This is a genomic window from Grimontia sp. SpTr1, assembly GCF_947387585.1.
Classification (GTDB): Bacteria; Pseudomonadota; Gammaproteobacteria; order Enterobacterales; family Vibrionaceae; genus Enterovibrio; species Enterovibrio indicus.
Genome location: NZ_CANDOD010000002.1, coordinates 193,749 through 214,374 on the forward strand (window position 1 = coordinate 193,749; position 20,626 = coordinate 214,374).

Consider the following 20,626-nt stretch of genomic DNA (forward strand, 5'->3'; position numbering starts at 1 on the left):
AAAAAACGAGTATGCACATCACCCACCATGGCGCCAGAACTGGCGTAACAGGCTCATGCCATCAACTCACCACAGAAAGCGGAAAGCTCCTCATTGATTGTGGGTTGTTTCAAGGTGAAGAAGCACGGTCGCTCGATATCGAATTTGATGTTCATGATATAGATGCATTAATCCTTACACACGCTCACATCGACCATATCGGACGCCTACCCTGGCTGCTAGCGGCAGGTTTTAACTCTCCTATCTACTGCACTTTGGCGACTGCCAAGTTGATTCCAATGATGTTGGACGATGCGCTTCGCCTTCAACTGGGGCTTAAGCGAAAAGATAGGCAGCGAATTCTTAAACTCATTGAATCGCTAACAATCCCCGTCGATTACGGCAGTTGGCATAGCGTGAATCACCAATCCCAATTAGTCGCAGATATTCGCTTTCAGCCAGCGGGTCACATACTGGGCTCTGCCTTTGTTGAAGTGAAACTCCCTAGCAAAGAGGTGATTGTCTTCTCGGGCGATCTTGGCCCGAACAATACGCCTTTACTCCCAGACCCTACGCCACCTGAAAGATCCGATGTGCTGGTGATTGAAAGCACCTATGGTGACGGTGTTCATGAATCAATAGAACACAGAGCCCAAAGACTCAAAGCCCTTATTGACCGTTCATTGCTTGATGGCGGCGTCATCCTGATCCCAGCATTCAGCGTCGGAAGAACGCAAGAGTTACTGTTTGATATCGAAGCTATTATTGCCACCCAACTGGATGAGTTTGAAAAGCGCGAGTGGTCGAAAATCCCAGTGATTCTGGATTCGCCAATGGCAGCCAAAGTGACTGACAGTTATCGCGAATTCAAAGCCCTTTGGGGAAAAGAAGCGAAAAGTAGATTGGAAGCGGGTAGGCATCCACTCGCTTTTGAACAATGCATTACCATCGATTCGCACAGCGATCACCAAGCTTTAGTTAACCGCCTGAAGCAAACGGGAGAGCCTGCGATAGTCGTTGCTGCCAGTGGCATGTGTAATGGCGGACGCATTTTGAATTACCTGAAAGCGCTGCTGCCCGATGCCAGAACCGATGTGATACTAGCTGGCTATCAAGCGAGGGGAACACTCGGGCGCAAACTCCAACGCGGAGAAAAGCAGGTTGAAATAGACAATCAACCAATCGAAGTGAACGCTCACATCCACACCATGTCTGGCTATTCTGCCCACGCAGACAAAAACGAACTGCTGCAATTTATCGAAGGCATTCCCACAAAGCCCAAAGAAATCAGAATCGTTCATGGTGATGCCGAAGCGCAAGAGGCGCTGGCGAAGGAGATAACACAGCGGGGTTTGGCGGAGAGGGTGGTGATGGCAAAAGACAGATCCTAGGGTAAGAGCAAGGTCCTAGGGTAAGAGCAAGGTCCTAGGAAAAGAGCGAGGTCCTAGGATCCTAGGTTAGAGCGGTGAAGCGAAAGAGCATAGGAGAAATGGAATACGGAAAGAGTTAGGAATACTGTATACAGGAAAAAGCTTGATTATCTGTTGGGAGTTGGAAAAATCGTAATCCGTAATCCGTAATCCGTAATCCGTAATCCGTAATCCGTAATCCGTAATCCGTAATCCGTAATCCGTAATCCGTAATCCGTAATCCGTAATCCGTAATCCGTTAACCCTATACCCAGTAACCTTCCGCTCTTAAGCTCTTCCTAGGACCCTAGGACCCTAGGACCCTAGGACCCTAGGACCCTAGGCCCTCAGCTCTTCGCTCTTCCTAGGATCTAGGACCTGCTCTTCCTCGTCCCTTCGCACTTCGTGCGATTACCTATTCGTAAACTCCGAATTCGGATAACGCGCATCCGTCATGCTGTAAAGGCTGTACTTCCTGCCCAGCATCTGGCCACCATCTCGTGAAAGTGGCGTCCATCCAATCAGTGCACGGCTGGCACTTGGTTTGACGGTAAAGATGTCGAAAGGAATCGAGATATAGAAGCCTTTGTTAAAGCTACCTTCACCAAACTCTTCCGCTGACAGGTTGGTTTTCGCCATATAGGCGCCCGCTATCACACCGCTATCAAATTGCTTGGAAACATCCAGCGTCACACCTTTATCTTCCGCCAGATACTGACCGACACTTGCTTTAATCAGCAAATCATCAAACCAGCTCCACTCAGGGCGATAATAAGTGGTGAAGTGGCCGGTTGGTGTGCCTGTCTGTACGCGGTAGTAACGGCCAGTAATTGGGTCGTAATGCACTTCTTCGGTGAAAATGCCGAACTCTGAATTCGGGTCGCGCTGCGCCACGTAGTTCATGTCCAAGCCAAACGCCCAGTTGCTGTTAAGAGGGCGATACAAGACTTCACCGCCCACACCCGCAAACATGGTTTCCAGGTAACCGCCGTATGCCTGAACGTAGAAACTATCGCCGAACTTATCAAAAGCCGTTAACTGAAGATTACTCACACGAACAGTGTTATCAGAAATGTACTGACGAACCAGCGTACGAACACGTTTCAAATCTGTACCATCTGGCGGGACGTCATATTTGAACTTGTCGTAGTTGTCGTAAAGGTTAACGTAAACCCCACCACCAAATTCGATATTGTCGGTCAGCCAATAGCTCGCGCCGGCAGTCACGCCAATATTGAACATGTAGAAATCTTCCGAACCGCCGATCGATTGCTGAAGACTTGGGTTAACACTGACCGACCAAGGTTTACTGGTGTCAGTTTGCAACATGCCACGTGCAGACTCAGGGTTAACGCGCGTCGTGGTTTCCGTCACGTTTGCGCCCACATATTCCTGATTAGCGACTTTTCGGTAGGCTGCCGCGTCAATGTCAGTCTGAATGGTGGTTTGGTTGGCTTGTTGCTCTACCAAGTGATAGGTCGAAGCTTTCGAGCCGGTATTGGTCAGAATCATCGCCGCTTTTTCATGGGCGAAATCGCGGTTGCGGTATTTAGATTGGCTACCCACTACCGTGATGCTTTCGTCATCCGCATACACTTTGGTGTTGCCATACCCCGCAATGGTTTCCAGATCAGCCGCGACGCGATCCCAGTCAATGTCTTCAACTGATTTGCCCTGCGCACCATTGTATGCAGGCGTTGGGGTATCTATCCAGTTTTGTGCCAAGGTATTGAAGTTGGTTTTTAAGGTGAAACCCACCGTCCAGGTATTCCCGCGTTCATAGCTGGCACGAATATCTCCCCAGTTACCGAAACGGTAAACAGCACCCATGTTAAACGGTGAGTCTTGCGTGGCGTTTGGCGCAAAATCAGACTTGTAGTCATTCGCGTCATATTCAAGCTTCAGGCTCAGTGGCTCCCAGGGAGTTTGATATTCCACGCCGCCAAACACAGACATACAACCGGTGAACCAACGGGCATAGTCAAAGCTGCCGCCTTTGCCTTTGTAAGAGGTATCACGCCCGCAATCATCGCCGAGTGATGTGTCACCTTTCAGGTTTGCGCGGTTACCGATATAACCCCAGCCAATGCCCGCCGTAAAATCGAACGGTCCTATGTGTTTGCTGGCAGCAATATACTCACCATCAAACAAGCCCGTACCGCCAAGGTCACGGAGGCCAATTGAAGTTTCCGGTAGCCAATAACTTTCTTCCCAAAGGCGAACTTTCACGTCAATGCCTTTGTCGGTGTAGTAGGTTTCACCACTAAAGCCGTCATCATTACTGTAGAGTCGGTCAGGCACTTGGGTGTAACGAATGGTCGCTTCAAGCCAAGGCATCAACTGCAATGAACTGTGGTAATGACGGTAATCGTCATTCATGGTCACGCCCAGTGAAAATTCACCTTCCGGGGCCACACGTCCTGTGGGCATTTGCATTAAGCCAACGCCGCCAAAGTCACTTTGGGTTGGCGTAAACGGCGTGAAATCCAAATCGTTTGCGGTCGCAGGCAGTGCATGCATCAGTGCCAGAGAAAGAGTGGATAACTTAAATAAGGTACAACGCATGACTACATAACCCGATGTTGAAGAAGACGCGGAATATCGCGGTTAAGAGAAGAGAGCTCAGAGGGTAAACCTTGGAAAGGCACAAAAATCACAGCGCCTGGTGCCACATTCTTCGGCACTTCGTTCCAATAGGCCACTGGGTGGGTTTCAAGCTCGCCATTTGGCTGAACGACAGAAACTTCACTGATCCCAAAGGTATTCAAGGTTTCAGCAGTTTCGAGATAATCATCCGCGATATAAACCGGCGAAAAATCAGCGTCAGTGGTTTGCGTCACTGCACCAGTTACCCAAACGTTATTTGGTCGGGCAGGGAGTAACAGTACGAGATCGCCACGAACCAATGGGTTCACATTGCTACCTGCGAGATAAAAATCTTCATCCAGCGTCACTGAAATTCGTGAAGCAAAAGTTGATGAGGCGAGAAACTCGGAAAGCGCTGAAACAGCGCCAAGTTTTTCTGCATCGTCCTGCCACTGCTCTTTGAGTGAACCCAATTGATTTTCAATGCGGGCTTTTAGTGAGTTGATGTCAGCGGAGTTAGCAGCATCAAACAACCCTGCGCCTTGCCAGAAAATCGTATCGGTATTGTGGGCAAGAATATTATTCGCGTTCGCTCTAACCACAGTCGCGCCTTGTGACACCACTTGCGAAACGCGGGGTGCACCATCAAAAGTAACCTGATAAACACGTTTGTCGTCCGCTGCGATTTTTACTGTCAAGACGGTTTGTTCTGCGGTGTGAGCGACGGTAGATACAGCTAGCAGCGTCAATACAAAGCACGAACGGATTAAAGAAAAATAAGCTTTCATCTTATTACTTGCCTCCCGCAAAAGGTTTCAGCAACGTAAGCTCAATGCTAGGCATGCCAGGAGCAGGGGTTTGAATGCTGGCAACCACCTTGCCGGAATCAGGCTTTAACCAGAATTCGTTTTCAAAGGAGATATCAAGCTGAGGGGCGCGCACATACTCGATAAAGTGCAGCGTCGAAACGGGCTTTTCATTAATCAGCAGGGTTTGCTCGCCTTGAAGCTGAAAACGAGATTCCAGTCTGTAGCCCACATGGTTACCCGGTTGCCAATCCACTTTTCGCTTCCACACCTGGGGGGTGGCACTTTTCAGTAAACCCAAAGCCAAAGGATCGGCCTGGTGTGAATAGCTGGCCGAAAGGTTACCACCGTGAAGATTCACCGTTTTTACAATGCGGCCGTATTCGGTCACTAGCATTTCGTTGTTTGCAGAAAGCCATTTCAACTGGAAGCTCTGGGTAGGTTCGGCAAGGTTTGACATGCTTGGGTTGGCATAACCCAACACCATAAATGCCTGCCCACTTTTTTCCGTTTTGGCATACAGGCTGGCATAAGGAAGGTCATTGACCTTGTCTGCCGAAATCACCACATCGTCATGTCCAAACAATGCGAGCGACATCGTGTCTTGCACATCCTGAAATCTTTGACTGCAGCCAGAAAGGGCAAAGGCTGCACCTATTAGCGCAAAGGCTTTTACGCCGTAATTACAATTTTTCATAGTACTACAACTGAGTCGCCAACAAGCCCTAACGAGCGGTGTGGCGTAAATTCTAAGGGTATAAATATGAAGAAAACCGAACAGCTTGCACTGTTCGGTTTTTTTTACGCAACTTACTGATTAACCTTGAGTGGTAACAGAAGTTGAAGTGGTAGTCGCAGTGTCGTTGTCAGAAGCGTCAACCGCCACAACAACCGCTGCCGCTACCGCAACACCAACAGCAACAGTTGTTGCAGTCACACCACCAACAGCAGCAGTTGATGCAGTTGCACCGCCAGCTGAACCGCCAGTAGAAGCTGCTTCTTCAACAGCCATTGCTGGTGCTGCCATCATCATTGCTGCCAGAGCTGCAATTGCTGATTTTTTCATGAAAAACTCCATATCTTATGTGAATCACCTGTTTCTAAAGTCAGACAGGCTCCTAAAATGCTAAACAGTATTGGGAATTAAGTAAACATATAATAAATGTCAATCGCCAATTCCTTGGGCAATAAAGCTTTTTGTTGCTCACAAAAGAGACTTAATGCTCGCTATTGAGTCTGTAGCTTCAAAAAAGTACACTCTGCGCTAATTTATTTGGCAGTGTCGGTGTCGCCATGAAGCTCTCAGTTTTTGCTCTAATCCTTTTTTCTTCTCTTCTGATAACGGGTTGTTCTAGCCCTCGTTCATCCATACAAGCGAATGGCGTCATTGTTTGGAGCAATGGTGTTGAAGAAAAAGTCCGCGTTTCCCCTTCTAACGAGCATTTCGTCTTTCTCCATAACGGTTTCACTTCATCACAAGTGGTTGTTTACAGTCGAATAATCGGCGCAAGTACGCCGGAGTGTGAATATTACGTGAATGAACCCAAGCCAGAAGTGCGCTTAACCATTTGCCGCGAAGGTGAGGTTGAATTACTAGAAAGTGGCGTCGTGATGAACGTGGGACAGTTAACGGTTTATGCCGTTCACCGATGATGAATATGTAAATAAATGTGTCATCTATAACTTGATTCGTGTTATTTGCGTCGCAAATTGAAGCATAGTTGAGACGGTTGAAAATAATCATTGCTCAAAAAAACATCAGCTTATTACCGGGTGATTAAATTCGAGACAGTTAAATAAAAAATAACTGTTTCCTAATTAATATGAATGTTGTGTTGGTGATACACTCCTGCCTTGATTTTTGAGTGCTGAACAAAATTTAATCGATCTTTGCATGGCATTCTGCCTAGAAAGGTAAACACCCTTTGGGGCGGTATAGAGCTGCTTCATCAAGAAACCACGAAAAGAAAAACAAATTGATAGTTATCGCGTGTATTGGGGCCGACACCCAAGGGCGGTAGCGTGTCTGCAGGCATCGAATGAATGCCTGTTATCTGACGATGCGAAACTTAGTTCGCGTCAATAATATTATTCACTTAAGTCTTGCCAAGGTTTGAATTCGCGTCGCCGTGTTTGGCTGCGGAATCAAACCTTCTGTAACACGCCACGTTTGAGGAAAGTATGGTAAAGCGAATGACGAACCCTGTTGCAGTGGCCTCTTTGCTGGTTGCAACCCTGACAGCCCCCCAAGCTGCGGCTGATTTTTATGCCGGTGCCATGGCTGGCTACAGCAATGTGGAACACACCTCGGCATCAAACAACACCTTGTCCGAGGCTAGCCCAATCTTGCTGCAAGCACAGGCGGGTTACTTCTTTAACGATTACCTGGCAGTAGAAGGTCGTTTTGGCACCTCACTAAAACGCACAGACGGTATTGCAGTAGATAGCCTGGCTTCAGGTTATGTAAAAGGAAACATTCCGGTCACTAATCAAATCGCCATGTATGCATTGGCCGGTTACGTGGCTGCAGACATTGATAACCACGGAACAGGTTCAGTCTCTGATAGCGGTTTCAGCTTTGGTTTGGGTGCGCACTATGCACTGAGCAGTGAAACCGCCGTGACACTGGAGTTTGTGAACGCCCCAATCAGTGACAACTTGGGTGTGAGTGCACTCAACCTGGGTTTCCAATACCGCTTCTAAACCTTCTTTAGAAATCTTACATTGATGTAACGAGCTTTAATTCATGACTTTTCGACTCAATAAACTGGCCTGCGTGGGTGCAGTCTTAGTTTCATCTTTGCTGCCATTCACGGTAGCCGCGCAAGCCCCGACGGCCGCGCAACTGGAAATGTTCAAAAGCCTGCCGGCTGATCAACAGCAAGCACTGGCAAAACAATACGGCATCAGCCTGCCAACGGGCGGTCAGGCAACACAAACCTTTGAAACCATCGAAGTGGTCGCCCCTCGCCCTGCTGCTGATCAAAAAACACAAGCCAACCAAAAAAGCGCAGCCCAGAGTGAAACTCAACTGGAAAGGTTTGGTCTTTCCCTGTTTGCAGGCTCACCAACCACGTTTGCGCCAATGAGCGACGTGCCAGTGCCTTCTGACTACCAAGTCGGTCCGGGCGATGAAATTGTCATTCAACTGTTTGGTAAGGAAAACAATACCCACCGTCTGCGTGTAAACCGTGAAGGTGTGGTGAACTTCCCCTCACTTGGCCCAGTGCAAGTGGCAGGCATGAGCTTTACCGAAGTGCGTGAATCGCTAACCAAACGTGTTAACGAACAAATGATTGGTGTGCGCAGCGACATTTCCATGGGTGAAATGCGCAGCATGCAAATCTTCGTGATGGGTGATGCCTACAAGCCAGGTGCTTATTCAGTCAGCGCTCTCACCACCATTTCTCAGGCAATTTACTACAGCGGTGGCTTTAGTGAATCTGGTGCGCTGCGTAACGTGCAGCTCAAACGTAACGGCAAACTTATCCGCACGCTGGATATGTACGATTTGCTGCTGAAAGGTGATTCGCGCAACGATGTGCGCCTGCAACCGGGTGATACCGTGTTTATCGGCCCCGTTGAAAACACGGTAACCATTAATGGTGAAGTCAACCGCCCGGCAGTGTATGAAGTGAAGCTCGGCGAAACGTATGCCGACATGCTGCAAATGGCAGGTGGCCTGACCGCAAACGCATTGGGTGAGTTTGTAGTAGTGAAGCGACCAGCCGCTGAAGGCATGCGTGATGTGCTGACGCTGGACTTAACTGACCGCTCAGGTCTTTCCGTTCAAATCAAAAATGGCGATAACATCGAAATCGCCAAGCGGAGCAATGAACTAAAGCACTTTGTACAACTGGAAGGTGATGTGTTTCAGCCAGGCTACACACAATGGAAGAAAAACATGCGCATCAGCGACCTGTTTACTTCGATTGATTCAGCCTTTAATCCAACGGCTGATTTGAACTATGCGCTGGTGGTACGTGAGATCAACCCACAGCGTGATATCCGCGTGCTTCAATTTAGTTTGGCCAATGCGATTCTAAACCCTGCGAGTAAAGACAACATCAAGCTGCAATCACGCGACCGCGTGTTGGTGTTTAACCGTTTTGACGGTAAACAGTTAAACGCTTTGAACGAAAAGCAGGAAACTGCAAAAACGCTGGAACAGGCACAAGCACAAGCGGCAACTGAACAAAGTGAAGAACAAAAAGTGCTGGAAGGTAACGAACAACTTTCTACCCAACAGGCAAAACTGATTTACCAAGGGAAAGAAGTAACGGCTGAGCAGATTGAAAACATCAAACGTTCAACCCGTAACACGCTGTTGGCACCTGTGCTACTTCAACTGCAACAACAATCAGTTTACGGTTCACCGGCATTGATTGCAGAAGTGGTGGGTGAAGTGAAAAACCCAGGCCGCTACCCAATCACCGACAAAAACACCGTCAAAGACTTGGTGGCAGCAGCAGGTGGCCTGACAGCCGAAGCCTATGTGCTTAACGCAGAACTGGCACGCACTGTAGTAAACAGTGAAAGCCAGCGCGCAAGTGTGCAGATTTCACAGCTGAACTTAGGCAATGCCATTTTAGGCGACGCGAACGAAAACCTGACCATTGCGCCGCGTGATCGCTTGAACGTACTGGAACAGCCGGGCGTGAAAGAGCAAAACACCGTGGTTCTAAAAGGTGAAGTGCGCTTCCCAGGTACCTACGCGGTAAGCAAAGGCGACACGCTGCAAGACATTATACAGCGTGCTGGTGGCTTAACCGAATTTGCCAACCCGCAAGGGGCGATCTTCACCCGTGAAGCACTGCGCCTTCAAGAGCAAAAACTGTTGGAAGATTACGCTGCAGAAATTCGTAAAGAAACCGCGAAAAAGACTTTCCATAAAGACAGCAACATGAGCTCGATGATCACCAACCCGGACAAGACCCTGGCGTTTGTAGAAGAAGCGAGCAAAAGCAAAGCCCTTGGCCGCATGGTCGTTCAGCTTGATGAAGTGATTGAAGGTAACCGCGCGGCAGACTTCATGCTGGAAGACGGCGACTTCCTGTTTGTACCAACTTACCGCAACACGGTATCTGTGATGGGTGAAGTACAAGTAGCAATCACCTACCTACGCGACAACAAACTGGATGTAGACGACTACATCAACAAAGCCGGCGGCATGAAAAAGCAAGCCGATGAAGACCGCATCTTCGTGGTACGTGCAGACGGCTCAGTCTTCAAACCAAACAGCGGCTACTGGTTCGGCAATAAAGGCGAAGAGCTAAAAGCAGGCGACACCATCATCGTCCCACTTGACACCGACTACCGCGACGCACTCAGCGTATGGACTGCCGCAACGCAGATCCTTTACCAGACGGGTGTAGCAGTTAACGCGCTTAAGTAAGAGCGAGGGCCTAGGTGAAGAGCAAGGATCCTAGGTCCTAGGAAAAAGATAGAGCCCAGATCCTAGGGAAAGAAAGGTACTAGGAAAGAGCTAAGGCAAGTGCTCTGCTTTTTCTAGGACCCTAGGACCCTAGGACCCTAGGACCCTAGGCCCTTTCTCTACCCAATGAGGATGGCATATGCGCCAACTGGATTTCGAAAAGTTAGACGCTTGGAAGCGTAGTTGTCGATTGTCTTGTGATGTTTATAAACAGATGGATAGTTGCAAGAACTTTGGGTTTAAAGACCAACTGACGAGAAGTGCACTATCCATTGCGTCGAACATCGCTGAAGGGGAAGAGCGCGAAACCGCTAATGAGTCTGCAAGGTTTTTATATATTGCGAAAGGCTCGGCTGGCGAAGCGATCACCCAAATCTACATTGGTATAGAAGCAGGCTTTATAGATAAACAAATTGGCTTAGCGCTAATAAAAGAAGCCAAAGAAATATCAGCCATGCTCGGCGCATTAATCAAACGAAGAAAAGGTTCAGTACGCGAACCCTCTCCGGAATATAAATGAATAAACAGATCCTAGGGTAGAGCTAGGGCCTAGGATCCTAGGACCTTCGCTCTTACCTAGGACCTTTATCTTTTAACGATCCTGTTCTTAGCTCCTAGATCTTTTCCTAGGACCTAGGACCTAGGATCCTAGGACCTAAAAAAACCATGGAAAATAATCAACTTTCGGTGAAGTACCAAACCGACGCCCAATTTCAACCTCCGGCGCCTGCCTCGGACGAAATCGACCTCCGCGAACTATTCTCCGCTCTATGGAAAGGTAAGTGGATCATCATCGCAACCACCTTCCTATTCGCAGTTGCTGGTGTGTTGTACGCTCTTAGCCTGCCAAACATCTACAAAGCTGATGCGCTTCTGGCTCCGGCAGAGAGCAGCGGTGGTGGCCTTTCAAAAATGGCATCACAGTTTGGTGGGCTGGCATCTTTGGCCGGCGTTAGTTTAGGTGGTGGTGAAGCTTCACAAACGGATCTAGCGGCGGAAGTGATTAAATCACGACAATTTGTGAACGCATTCATTGCAAAGCACGAACTGATGGTGCCACTTATGGCGTCCAAAGGGTGGAATTTAAGCAAGAATGAACTGATTTATGACGATGAAATCTACAATGTCGAGACAAATACGTGGTTACGTGAACCTAAAGGACTACGGGGTTCAGAACCTTCAGAACAGGAAATGTATGAAGCATTTTTGAAAGAAGTCCTTTCAGTAGGTTCAGATAAAAAAAGTGGATTTTACACTCTTTCAATTAAACATTATTCGCCATATTTAGCAAAGCAATGGACAGATTGGCTGATTGAAGACATAAACAAAGTCATGCGTGAGCGGACTATAAAAGAAACGACACAAAACCTTGTATACCTAGAAAATCAGCTAGAAAAAACGGCTATCGCGGATATGCAAACTTCCTTCTACTCACTAATCGAAGAACAAACAAAAAACTTAATGTTAGCTGAAGTACAGGACGAATTCGTTTTTAAGGTGATTGATCGGGCTGTTGTACCTGAGCTTAAAGCAGAGCCGAAGCGTGCATTAATCTGCATTTTAGCAGCGTTAATTGGTGGTGTTTTAGGTGTGCTAATTGCTTTCGCAAACGATGCTTACAGAAAGAACTCTAGAAAGCTTGGAACTGAATTTTAACAATAGCTTTCTAATGCTCTATGTAAGCAAAAGTTGCATTTAAAAAATATTTATCTGAAAGCAACAGACACAATAGTTGGTTCACGAAACTAAACGAAGAACATTCAATATAGTCGACATGAGTATGTATGACAAACTCTACTAATCAACAGCTCTTTATATTTTTGATGAAAATTAAGCATAGTAATCCCATACAGCTAAAAATCATATAGTAACAAGGGGTCTCCAATGAAAAGATTGATAGTTGATCTAGATGGTACTTTAACTAAGGCCAATACTAATGACTACGTAAACGTATTGCCACGACAGGACGTGATTGAAAAACTAAGGGAATATTCGGAAAAAGGGTTTGAAATTACAATTTCGACTGCTAGAAATATGCGAACGTTTGAAGGCAATGTTGGTAAAATTAATATAAACACTTTGCCAGTTATAGTGGAATGGTTAAACCGGTATAGAGTTCCATATGACGAAATACTAGTAGGTAAACCATGGTGTGGTAATGAAGGATTTTATATCGATGACAAGGCAATAAGGCCATCAGAATTCGCTAGCTTATCGATAGAGGAAATTAATGATATTTTGCTAAAGGAAAATTCATGTTCCTGATAATGTCAGCTGCATACGTTGGGCAGGAAATTCAGTCTGAATTTGGGAAAATACCGCCAAGCTTTCTACCTCTTGGGAATCGGCGTTTATTCCAGCACCAAGTAAGATTAGCTCCAGAGGGCGTCGCTGTATACCTTAGTGTTCCTGAGCTATATAAAGTATCTCGAACTGACATGAAGTGGTTAGAGAATGAAGGGGTTTCAATAATTCGTACGCCCGAAAACTTAACTCTCGGAGCATCCCTAGTAGCTGCGTTGAACCTTACCGAGCATTCTTTAGACTCTAATCTGCAAGTGTTATTTGGTGATACGTTGTTTACCCAACTACCGGCTGGGGAAGATATAGTTTGTGTGTCTCAACAGAAAGATAGTTACAATTGGGCTGTCGTAACCAGCGATGACATGAAATGGTTACAAAATCAGGATAATTGTGAAAATACACCTCCCTCTGTTATTGTTAATGGCTATTTTAATTTCAGGTCTCCAAAATTATTAATAAAATCGATCACACAAAGTAACTGGAAGTTTATAGAAGGCCTAAATAAATATCATTCTAAGTCAAAGTTAAAATCGATTTTGTCTGATAAATGGCTAGACTTTGGCCATGTGAACACGTATTACCGTTCAAAAGCAGATTTTACTACACAAAGAGCATTTAATACATTAAAGATAACAAGTGATTGGATTGAAAAATCCTCAAATAAAAAGGAAAAAATTGAGGCGGAAGCGAATTGGTTTTCATGTATTCCTCCATCATTGAGGGGGTACATTCCTCAGTACTTAGGGAGTAAGAACGAACATGGTAAAGTATCTTATCGCCTAGAGTACTTACACCAGACAGCACTGAATGAACTATATGTATTCAGTGAATTACCAGTATCTGTTTGGGACCAAATACTGAATTGTACAATCGAGTTTATTAAGAGCTGCTTAAAGGAATCTGCTCCAGAAAATTACTCTAAAAACTCACTCATCGAATTGTTTGGAAAAAAGACATATTCTAGACTTGATGAGTTTTGTAGCACTAATAATATAACAACTAGTGATGAATGGCTATTCAATGACGAACAAGCAATTTCACTAGAAACAGTTATTGAATATAGTAATAGGTATTTGCCTGTAAATGATGGGGAATGGCCGATAACAGTTCTGCATGGAGATTTCTGTTTCAGTAATATACTCTATGACTTTCGTGCGAATCGTATTAAAACGATAGACCCTAGAGGTATGACATATGATGGTGAAATGGAAATTTATGGAGATGTAAGATACGATCTTGCGAAGCTCAGCCACTCAATAGTCGGCCTATATGATTGGATTATAGCGGGGTACTTTGAAGTTGAAATAACGTCAGGGAAGATACATTTTAAAATAGAATCGCCGGAAGGTTTGGAAATAATTCAAAAAAGATTCATGGATCTTGTATCTGAAAATTTCAATATTACATCAAAATCATTAATGGCGATGCAGATTCAACTTTTCTTATCAATGCTTCCGCTTCATAGCGATGATTTAACAAGGCAAAGAGCATTATTTGCTAATGCATTCCGAATTTACCACCTTATGAAGGAGATGAAGTAGTGATTGTCATTCCAATGGCAGGTCTGAGTTCCAGGTTTTTTAAGGCAGGGTATACAGAGCCGAAGTATATGTTGATGGCCCATGGAGAAACTTTATTTGCACATGCAGTTAAGAGCTTTGAGAAATATTTCAGAAAAGAAAAATTTATCTTCATCGTAAGTGATAGTTATGATACCAAAGATTTTGTAGATTCAGAGGCTGTGAAGATCGGTGTTAAAGATTATGATGTGATCGTTATCAATAAACCAACAAGGGGACAAGCGGAAACAGTCACATTAGGCTTGGAAATTTGGAAAGAAAAAAATGCGGTTAAATCGGATTGTCAGATTACGATTTTCAATATCGATACTTTTAGACCTTCATTTGTTTATCCAGATCTTGAAAAATTGGGCTGCGGGTATTTAGAAGTATTCCAAGGTGAGGGTGATAATTGGTCATTCGTAAAACCAAAATCAACCAATTCAACACTAGTCAAACTAACGGCAGAAAAAAAACCGATATCAGACTTATGTTGTACAGGTTTGTATCACTTCTCATCTATGGAGGCATACTTTGACGCTTATTATGACTATCTACAAAAACCGATAGATGAATGGGAAAAAGGTGAACTATATGTTGCTCCCTTATATAATTACTTTATTGGGTTAGGGTTGGAAATTCACTATAACTTAATTCAGCATGAGGAAGTTATTTTTTGTGGGATTCCCCAAGAATATACTGATTTTGTTAGTGGTAGAAAGTCATGAGATATCCTTTAGTTACACATTTCAGGAACCATCTTAGAAATATATTAGTGTATGTAAGAAGGTTATATTTTCTTAAAGTATATAAAATGAATATTGGGTCAGGAACTGTAATTAGTTTGGCTGCAACGATTGATAGAACTAATCCTAGAGGTGTAGTGATTGGTGAGTATTCATATATAGCAAAAGGAGCGATGATTTTAACTCACGATTTCATTAACGCACGACATATAAATACCAAAATTGGGAACAATGTATTCATTGGCAGCAATGCAATTGTATTGCCCGGAGTAACTATCGAGAGTGGCGCAATAGTTGCAGCTGGTTCAATAGTAACAACCGACGTGAAGTCAGGCCAAATTGTAGCAGGAAATCCAGCAAGAGTTATGAAAAGTGATGTGGAAATAGGTAAGTATGGTAAAAAAGTTCCAAGACCATAGTGTTCTGCTCACTATAAGTGAAAAAAAAATAGAGAAGTTCATTCTTAGTCTTATATTGATTCAGTTGGCTATAGATGCAATATCGGGATTTTTTAGCTTATATTTAAATTTTACATCTTCATTATCACTATTGTATAAAATAGTGATACTTTTGGTTTGCCTTATATATATTTTAGGTAGGGGAGGGATGGCAAGCTATTTAATGTTAGCTATATTGTCATATGGACTAATTCTTCTTATTACTAACTTGTTTCAAGGTGCAAGTTTAATTCCTACTGATTTTTCTGAATACGTCAAATTAATAACGCCAATAATAATATTTCTTTCCGTATCTAGTTTTAAATATATAGACCCGAAAAGATACATTGTTAAAGTTGTACTTTTTTCCTCTCTAGTAATTCTAATTAATATTTGCATGTCGCTAATAGGTATTGGGACATCTAGCTATGGCTCATATGGCATGAAGGGTTTTTTCTATGCCGCAAATGCTTTATCTGGAGTGATATGTATAATAGCAGCCTGGGCTTTTACTATTGCAATAGAGAAAGGTCGCGCGGTGTATGTTTTATCTTGTTTTTTATTTTTATTAATGGCAGTAGCCATTGGCACTAAAAGTGGGATTTTGGCTGTTGGGCTATTGTCTTTTCTTCTTCCAGTTATTTTGCGAAAGATATCTACAGGTAGTGTATATTATTTAATGATTACTTCTGGGTTACTTTTAATTTCGCTATATTACTATGACATTATCATAAATTCAGCGATAATAGAGAGACTCGTGTATTTTTATGATACTGGTGGTCTTACCCGAGCTATACTTTCTGACAGAAATGAATTCATGGATGCTTTATTTCCATATTTCTTAGGTTTAAGTCCGATCGATCTGCTCTTTGGTGTTGGCTATTCCGGTTTATATCATTTCCCCAAGCCTTTAACCGAATTAGACCCAATAGATATTATAATGATGTTTGGTATTTTTACTATGTTATTGTACGCATCATTCTTGTTTTTTATTTTAATTAAAATATTCAGATTAAAAAGAAAGTTTTCTAATAGTATTAATATAAGGAATTTATCTACTAATGCTATTCTTGTTTCTATCATTTTGATCGGGATGTCTACTATTGCTGGTCATATACTTTTCAATGGAATGACTACGATATTTTGGGGCCTGGCTTTGTCATTGCCTTTTTGGCAAAAAAATTACTCAATCAATAAAAGAGTTAAATAATCATTATGTTTAGGTCAATTGGTTTTGGTGTTCTGGCCCGATTAACCTCCCTAGGTTCTAACGTAATTATAATACCACTTGTGATCTCTAAACTTTCTAGTTCAGATTTTTCATTGTGGATGTTGCTTGTATCGCTTTATAGTCTAGTTACTATTTTTGATTTCGGATTTAGTGCTACTATTAGTAGGTATTACAGTTATGCTTATAGTGGTGTAAAGTACGAGTCCTTTATACGTGGCGAATTTTCAAGCGCAGGAGATAACGCCACCGATAAAAAACTCCTAGCTAATATAGATGCTGTTAATAATCGTATTTTTACATTACTTCTTATTCTTAGTATTGGTGTAATGACAGGCATATATCTTTATTATACTGGATTTATTGAAATTGAGTTGACAGAAGCTCAGAATTATTCTTGGCTATTGTTCTCTATTGCTATTATTTTCACGCTTATGTCAGTGAGAAGTAATGGAATCCTTCATGGTTCCGGTAAAGTTTCTAAAATATATGTGAATACTATATTTTCAAACATCATTTTTCTTTTTTTATCAGTCTCAATGATTTTCTTCGATCTAGGGATTATGGCTCTTGCTATATCGAGATTGATATCAGCTATATCTCTTCTGACATTTAATATTATTGACCAAAAAGAAATAGCTAAAGACTTTTATCATTGCAGAACATCAAAAGTATGCCCTATTATAATTAGAGAGATTACGAGAAATGCCCTTAAGTTAGGTGTTGGTGGTCTAGGTAACTTTTTAGCCAATCGAACAACAATCTATTTACTCGCCTCTTATGTTGTTTTGAATGAAATTGCGGGTGTAAGCTTTGTCATAAATATATCGTTAATAATACTGTCTTCCTGTCTTATTATTCTAAATAATAATTTGCCACTAATTATAAGTTTTAGGGCCGGTGAAGATTACACTGCATTGAAAAATCAATGCGTTAAGGTTTTATTTTATAGTATTTCAAGCTATTCATTAACTTTTTCTCTATTTGTACTTTTGGCACCTAGTTTTCTAAAGGTTTTGGATTCTGATATAGTTCTCCCCAGTTTAGGGGTTATCCTTTTGTGTTTTACTATATTCTTGATTGAACTTATACAGGCTATATCTGTAGCATATATTTCCACGTCGAATAGATTGCCATTTGTTAAATATCAAATATTCTTCGGATTTACATTCGTTATTTCTTGCCTTTTACTTAATTATTTTGAGTCTGCAAATTTGGAGACGATATTAGTTGCACAGCTTTTCTCTCAGTGTATTTATAATGCGTGGAAATGGCCATTGGTTGCTTGGAGTGATATAAAGACAAAAGGTGGTTTAATTGAAATTAGAAGCTAGTGGTGGTAGGTTCACATTTAAGAGTGAGCGTGTTTTGGAGTCTTTTGTCTATTTATTAAAAGACGTTGTGGTAGATAACGATTTCTTTACATATAGTGACACCGATATGGTTTTCTTTGAAGGTTCGACTAATGAATACTTCAGTGACAATGTATGGATAAGTAAGCGTCTGAAACTCCATAGAGATTTAGGATTTCCGTCTTCAAAATGTACATTAATTTCAGACGAGTTAGTCCACTATATAAACGAAAGCCCGGTTGAAGTATGCGAAGAAGATAATTACTTTTTTATCTATGACTATCCATGGGGAGAGAACTATCAGCATTGGTTGATTACGTCGCTCAGTCGGTTGGCATTATTCATCGAATTGAAAGCTTCTTACCCCAATATTAAATTGCTTCATCACAGGGACTCAAAATCATTTAAAAGGGAAGCTCTATTACTATTTGGGATCGAAAATAGTGATATTGTTGATCATAGCGGGAGCGTGAGATATAAAAATATAATATTACCGAGTTTCCCTAGTTGCTGTGGTTTAGAAGTTTCGAAATCTGCTCTTCGTATGTTTAATCATATTAGTGAAAGCACACCGAAAGAAAAAAATGATAGTAGTCATAAAATATATTTGGCTCGAGACGACTCAAATGGAAAACGTCCACTCTCCAATAGAAAGGAGTTGGATACGTTATTAAAGGAGAAAGGTTTTGAAAAGGTATACTTGGAAGAACTTTCTTTTGAAAATAAAGTCAGACTGTTTTCCACGGCCGAAGTTGTAATTGGTGATTTTAGTGCTGGATGGGGCCATGTGGTCTTTTGTAAGCCAGGAGTGAAATTGTTACTTCTCGAGCATGATATTTTTAAGTTTGATGCTTTTTATAGAGGTATTTCAAATAGTATAGGTGCTACTTTTGAATCATTTTCTAGTTTAAGCCTTACACGGAAAATATACTTATATATCTTGAAGCTGAAGTGGATCAATGCAAAGACAGTTGATAAATCTGCTAATTCAATACCTTGGAAAGTTGATGTTGGAAGGTTGGAGAAGTTACTGTGATTGATATTTATACCATAAATATGGATAAACATACTGAGCGGAAGAGTCGAATTGAGTCCTATTCCAGAGAAATTGATGCCATATTTACTTTTGTGCCGGCTGTGGACGGAGCTATATTGGATGATGATTATGTAAACTCACTTAAAGAAGAATCTCTGAGAGCACATGGGCGAGCTTTAAGTCCTGGAGAGGTAGGTTGTTACCTATCACATATTTCAGCACTGAAATTATTTTATGAGACAGGAAAGAATTTCGCTATTATTAGTGAAGATGATATTGTTTTTAATACTAATTTTGAGAGCGTAATAAATAAGATATTAGGCAACTATAGTAATGAATTTGATTTGCTGTTGCTTGGTTACCGAAATGGTTACGGTTCATTTTGGGGCAAGCGATTAATATCCGATATTGAAATCTTTAGATTTCCTGATTGTGGTTATGGAGCGCATGGATATCTTATTTCTAGAGAAGGGGCTTTAAAAATATTAAGTAACGCATCTACACCTATATGGCCTTTTGATTATGTTACTGGTGGCTTCTACATAAAAAAATTGAGAGTCTATGGGCTTAGCGAGAAGATTATTGAACTAGATGAAGTTACCAGCAATAATTCATCATTGGAATGTGAGCGTAATGAAAATGGCGTAACTTCTCGCGATAAGATGGGTGTAATAATGTTTAGTTGGTTTAGGAAGTTGATTAAGCAAATGATGCCAGTGAGAAATTATGAAAGCTAAACTATTACTCGTATCGAACATGTATCCAAGTGCACACTCCCCTTCGTTTGGTGTTTTTATAAAGGATATTTATGATGCTTTCTCATTTACGCGTTTCAATAAAAAGCTGTGTGCGATAAATAAAGATGAAAAATCTAAGGTTAAAAAGACTCTATCGTATTTAGAGTTCTATTTGAAAATATTAGCAAGAGTGATTTCATTCAGGCCCGACTATCTGTACTGTCACTATGTTTCCCATGTTATATATATACCAGTAATTTTAAAGATCCTAGGATTTAAATTTAAACTTGTTTCTCATGTGCATGGAAGCGATGTTCATGGGAAATCTAATATGGTGTTTAGATTTTTGTCATATTCTGACGTAATAGTTGTTCCTTCTAGACTATATGCTGATTATATAAAGACCATGTTAAATAGAGATGTTGATATTGTTATCTATGCGTCTGGGGGGGTCCCTGATTTCTTCTTTATCAATGAAGCTAGAGATTTTAAAAAATCAGTTGGTTTTGTTGGTTTTGTTGGTCGCTTGGAGTCAGTTAAGAGACCAGACAGATTCAGAAGCCTTATCGATTCGGCGATCACTAGAAATGTTGGTGCTAAATTTCAGGTTGTCGGTAAAGGTAGTCTTAAGGGTATTTTTTGTGGTGTTGAAGACCACATTCAGATGCATGAGTCAATTCCAAGAGAAGATTTACCCTCACTTATCCGTACATTTGATTTTTTAATAGTAACTAGTGACAGGGAGAGCTTGTGTTTGGCTGCATTAGAAGCCATGGCAAACGGAGTAGTGGTAATTGCAAATGATTGTGGTGGGGTAACTGAATATTTGATTCACGAGCACAACGGTTTTGTAGTTGATATGAGTAGTTCGGGGTGGGTAGAGGAAGTTTTGGAGCTACTTAATATTGAAACTGAAACCTACACAACGATTTCAAATAACGCACGAGAAACAGCAAAAAATTACCAGTCTTCTGTAGTCAACAAGAGGTTTATCGATAATGTTTTCAACTAAC

The 20,626-nt window shown here is 42.3% G+C and carries 19 protein-coding genes; 15 read left to right on the forward strand and 4 right to left on the reverse strand.

Annotated elements, in window-relative coordinates; translation table 11 throughout:
• The first annotated feature begins 11 nt into the window (after positions 1-11).
• On the forward strand, positions 12-1,370 hold the full coding sequence (locus QL223_RS05095; RefSeq protein WP_281544078.1) for an MBL fold metallo-hydrolase: 1,359 nt from the start codon (positions 12-14) through the stop codon (positions 1,368-1,370).
• 429 nt (positions 1,371-1,799) lie between these two features.
• On the opposite strand, the gene QL223_RS05100 is transcribed toward QL223_RS05095, so the two are convergent.
• From QL223_RS05100 to QL223_RS05115, 4 genes are all read right to left on the reverse strand, one after another.
• Positions 1,800-3,953 (reverse strand): YjbH domain-containing protein, encoded by a 2,154-nt coding sequence (locus QL223_RS05100; RefSeq protein ID WP_281544079.1) that lies wholly within the window; start codon positions 3,951-3,953, stop codon positions 1,800-1,802.
• Between the two features lie 2 nt (positions 3,954-3,955).
• A complete protein-coding gene (locus QL223_RS05105; RefSeq protein WP_281544080.1) occupies positions 3,956-4,762 on the reverse strand; it encodes a capsule biosynthesis GfcC family protein in 807 nt (268 codons plus the stop codon).
• A gap of 4 nt (positions 4,763-4,766) precedes the next feature.
• Positions 4,767-5,477, reverse strand: coding sequence for a YjbF family lipoprotein (locus QL223_RS05110; RefSeq protein ID WP_281544081.1), 711 nt, complete (start codon positions 5,475-5,477; stop codon positions 4,767-4,769).
• A 120-nt stretch (positions 5,478-5,597) separates the two neighbouring features.
• Positions 5,598-5,846 carry a hypothetical protein gene (locus QL223_RS05115; RefSeq protein WP_281544082.1) on the reverse strand — a complete coding sequence of 83 codons (249 nt, stop codon included), beginning with the start codon at positions 5,844-5,846 and terminating at the stop codon, positions 5,598-5,600.
• A gap of 227 nt (positions 5,847-6,073) precedes the next feature.
• Here QL223_RS05115 and QL223_RS05120 point away from each other — a divergent pair, with 227 nt between their 5' ends.
• From QL223_RS05120 to QL223_RS05185, 14 genes are all read left to right on the forward strand, one after another.
• Positions 6,074-6,433, forward strand: a complete 360-nt coding sequence (locus QL223_RS05120) for a hypothetical protein (protein ID WP_281544083.1) — start codon at positions 6,074-6,076, stop codon at positions 6,431-6,433.
• Positions 6,434-6,973: 540 nt separating this feature from the next.
• Entirely contained in the window at positions 6,974-7,483 is a 510-nt protein-coding gene (locus QL223_RS05125) for a porin family protein (protein ID WP_281544084.1), read from the forward strand.
• A gap of 43 nt (positions 7,484-7,526) precedes the next feature.
• Entirely contained in the window at positions 7,527-10,175 is a 2,649-nt protein-coding gene (locus QL223_RS05130) for an SLBB domain-containing protein (protein WP_281544085.1), read from the forward strand.
• Positions 10,176-10,353: 178 nt separating this feature from the next.
• A complete protein-coding gene (locus QL223_RS05135; protein ID WP_281544086.1) occupies positions 10,354-10,734 on the forward strand; it encodes a four helix bundle protein in 381 nt (126 codons plus the stop codon).
• A gap of 146 nt (positions 10,735-10,880) precedes the next feature.
• Positions 10,881-11,870, forward strand: coding sequence for a Wzz/FepE/Etk N-terminal domain-containing protein (locus tag QL223_RS05140; protein ID WP_281544087.1), 990 nt, complete (start codon positions 10,881-10,883; stop codon positions 11,868-11,870).
• Positions 11,871-12,098: 228 nt separating this feature from the next.
• Positions 12,099-12,479 carry an HAD hydrolase family protein gene (locus QL223_RS05145; RefSeq protein WP_281544088.1) on the forward strand — a complete coding sequence of 127 codons (381 nt, stop codon included), beginning with the start codon at positions 12,099-12,101 and terminating at the stop codon, positions 12,477-12,479.
• The gene (locus QL223_RS05150; RefSeq protein ID WP_281544089.1) at positions 12,470-14,059 is read left to right on the forward strand and encodes a capsular biosynthesis protein; all 1,590 of its coding nucleotides are present in this window, start codon (positions 12,470-12,472) and stop codon (positions 14,057-14,059) included. Before QL223_RS05145 ends, QL223_RS05150 begins: the two co-directional genes overlap by 10 nt.
• Positions 14,059-14,805, forward strand: a complete 747-nt coding sequence (locus tag QL223_RS05155; RefSeq protein ID WP_281544090.1) for a glycosyltransferase family 2 protein — start codon at positions 14,059-14,061, stop codon at positions 14,803-14,805. The genes QL223_RS05150 and QL223_RS05155 overlap by 1 nt, the downstream gene beginning before the upstream one ends.
• Positions 14,806-14,891: 86 nt before the next feature.
• Positions 14,892-15,242 carry an acyltransferase gene (locus tag QL223_RS05160; protein WP_281544091.1) on the forward strand — a complete coding sequence of 117 codons (351 nt, stop codon included), beginning with the start codon at positions 14,892-14,894 and terminating at the stop codon, positions 15,240-15,242.
• The gene (locus QL223_RS05165; protein WP_281544092.1) at positions 15,217-16,470 is read left to right on the forward strand and encodes an O-antigen ligase family protein; all 1,254 of its coding nucleotides are present in this window, start codon (positions 15,217-15,219) and stop codon (positions 16,468-16,470) included. The genes QL223_RS05160 and QL223_RS05165 overlap by 26 nt, the downstream gene beginning before the upstream one ends.
• 5 nt (positions 16,471-16,475) lie before the next feature.
• Complete coding sequence (locus QL223_RS05170; RefSeq protein ID WP_281544093.1) at positions 16,476-17,822, forward strand: hypothetical protein; 1,347 nt, start codon at positions 16,476-16,478, stop codon at positions 17,820-17,822.
• Positions 17,806-18,876, forward strand: a complete 1,071-nt coding sequence (locus QL223_RS05175; RefSeq protein ID WP_281544094.1) for a glycosyltransferase 61 family protein — start codon at positions 17,806-17,808, stop codon at positions 18,874-18,876. The genes QL223_RS05170 and QL223_RS05175 overlap by 17 nt, the downstream gene beginning before the upstream one ends.
• Entirely contained in the window at positions 18,873-19,613 is a 741-nt protein-coding gene (locus tag QL223_RS05180; protein ID WP_281544095.1) for a glycosyltransferase family 25 protein, read from the forward strand. Before QL223_RS05175 ends, QL223_RS05180 begins: the two co-directional genes overlap by 4 nt.
• On the forward strand, positions 19,603-20,625 hold the full coding sequence (locus QL223_RS05185) for a glycosyltransferase family 4 protein (protein WP_281544096.1): 1,023 nt from the start codon (positions 19,603-19,605) through the stop codon (positions 20,623-20,625). The genes QL223_RS05180 and QL223_RS05185 overlap by 11 nt, the downstream gene beginning before the upstream one ends.
• Position 20,626 lies beyond the last annotated feature (1 nt).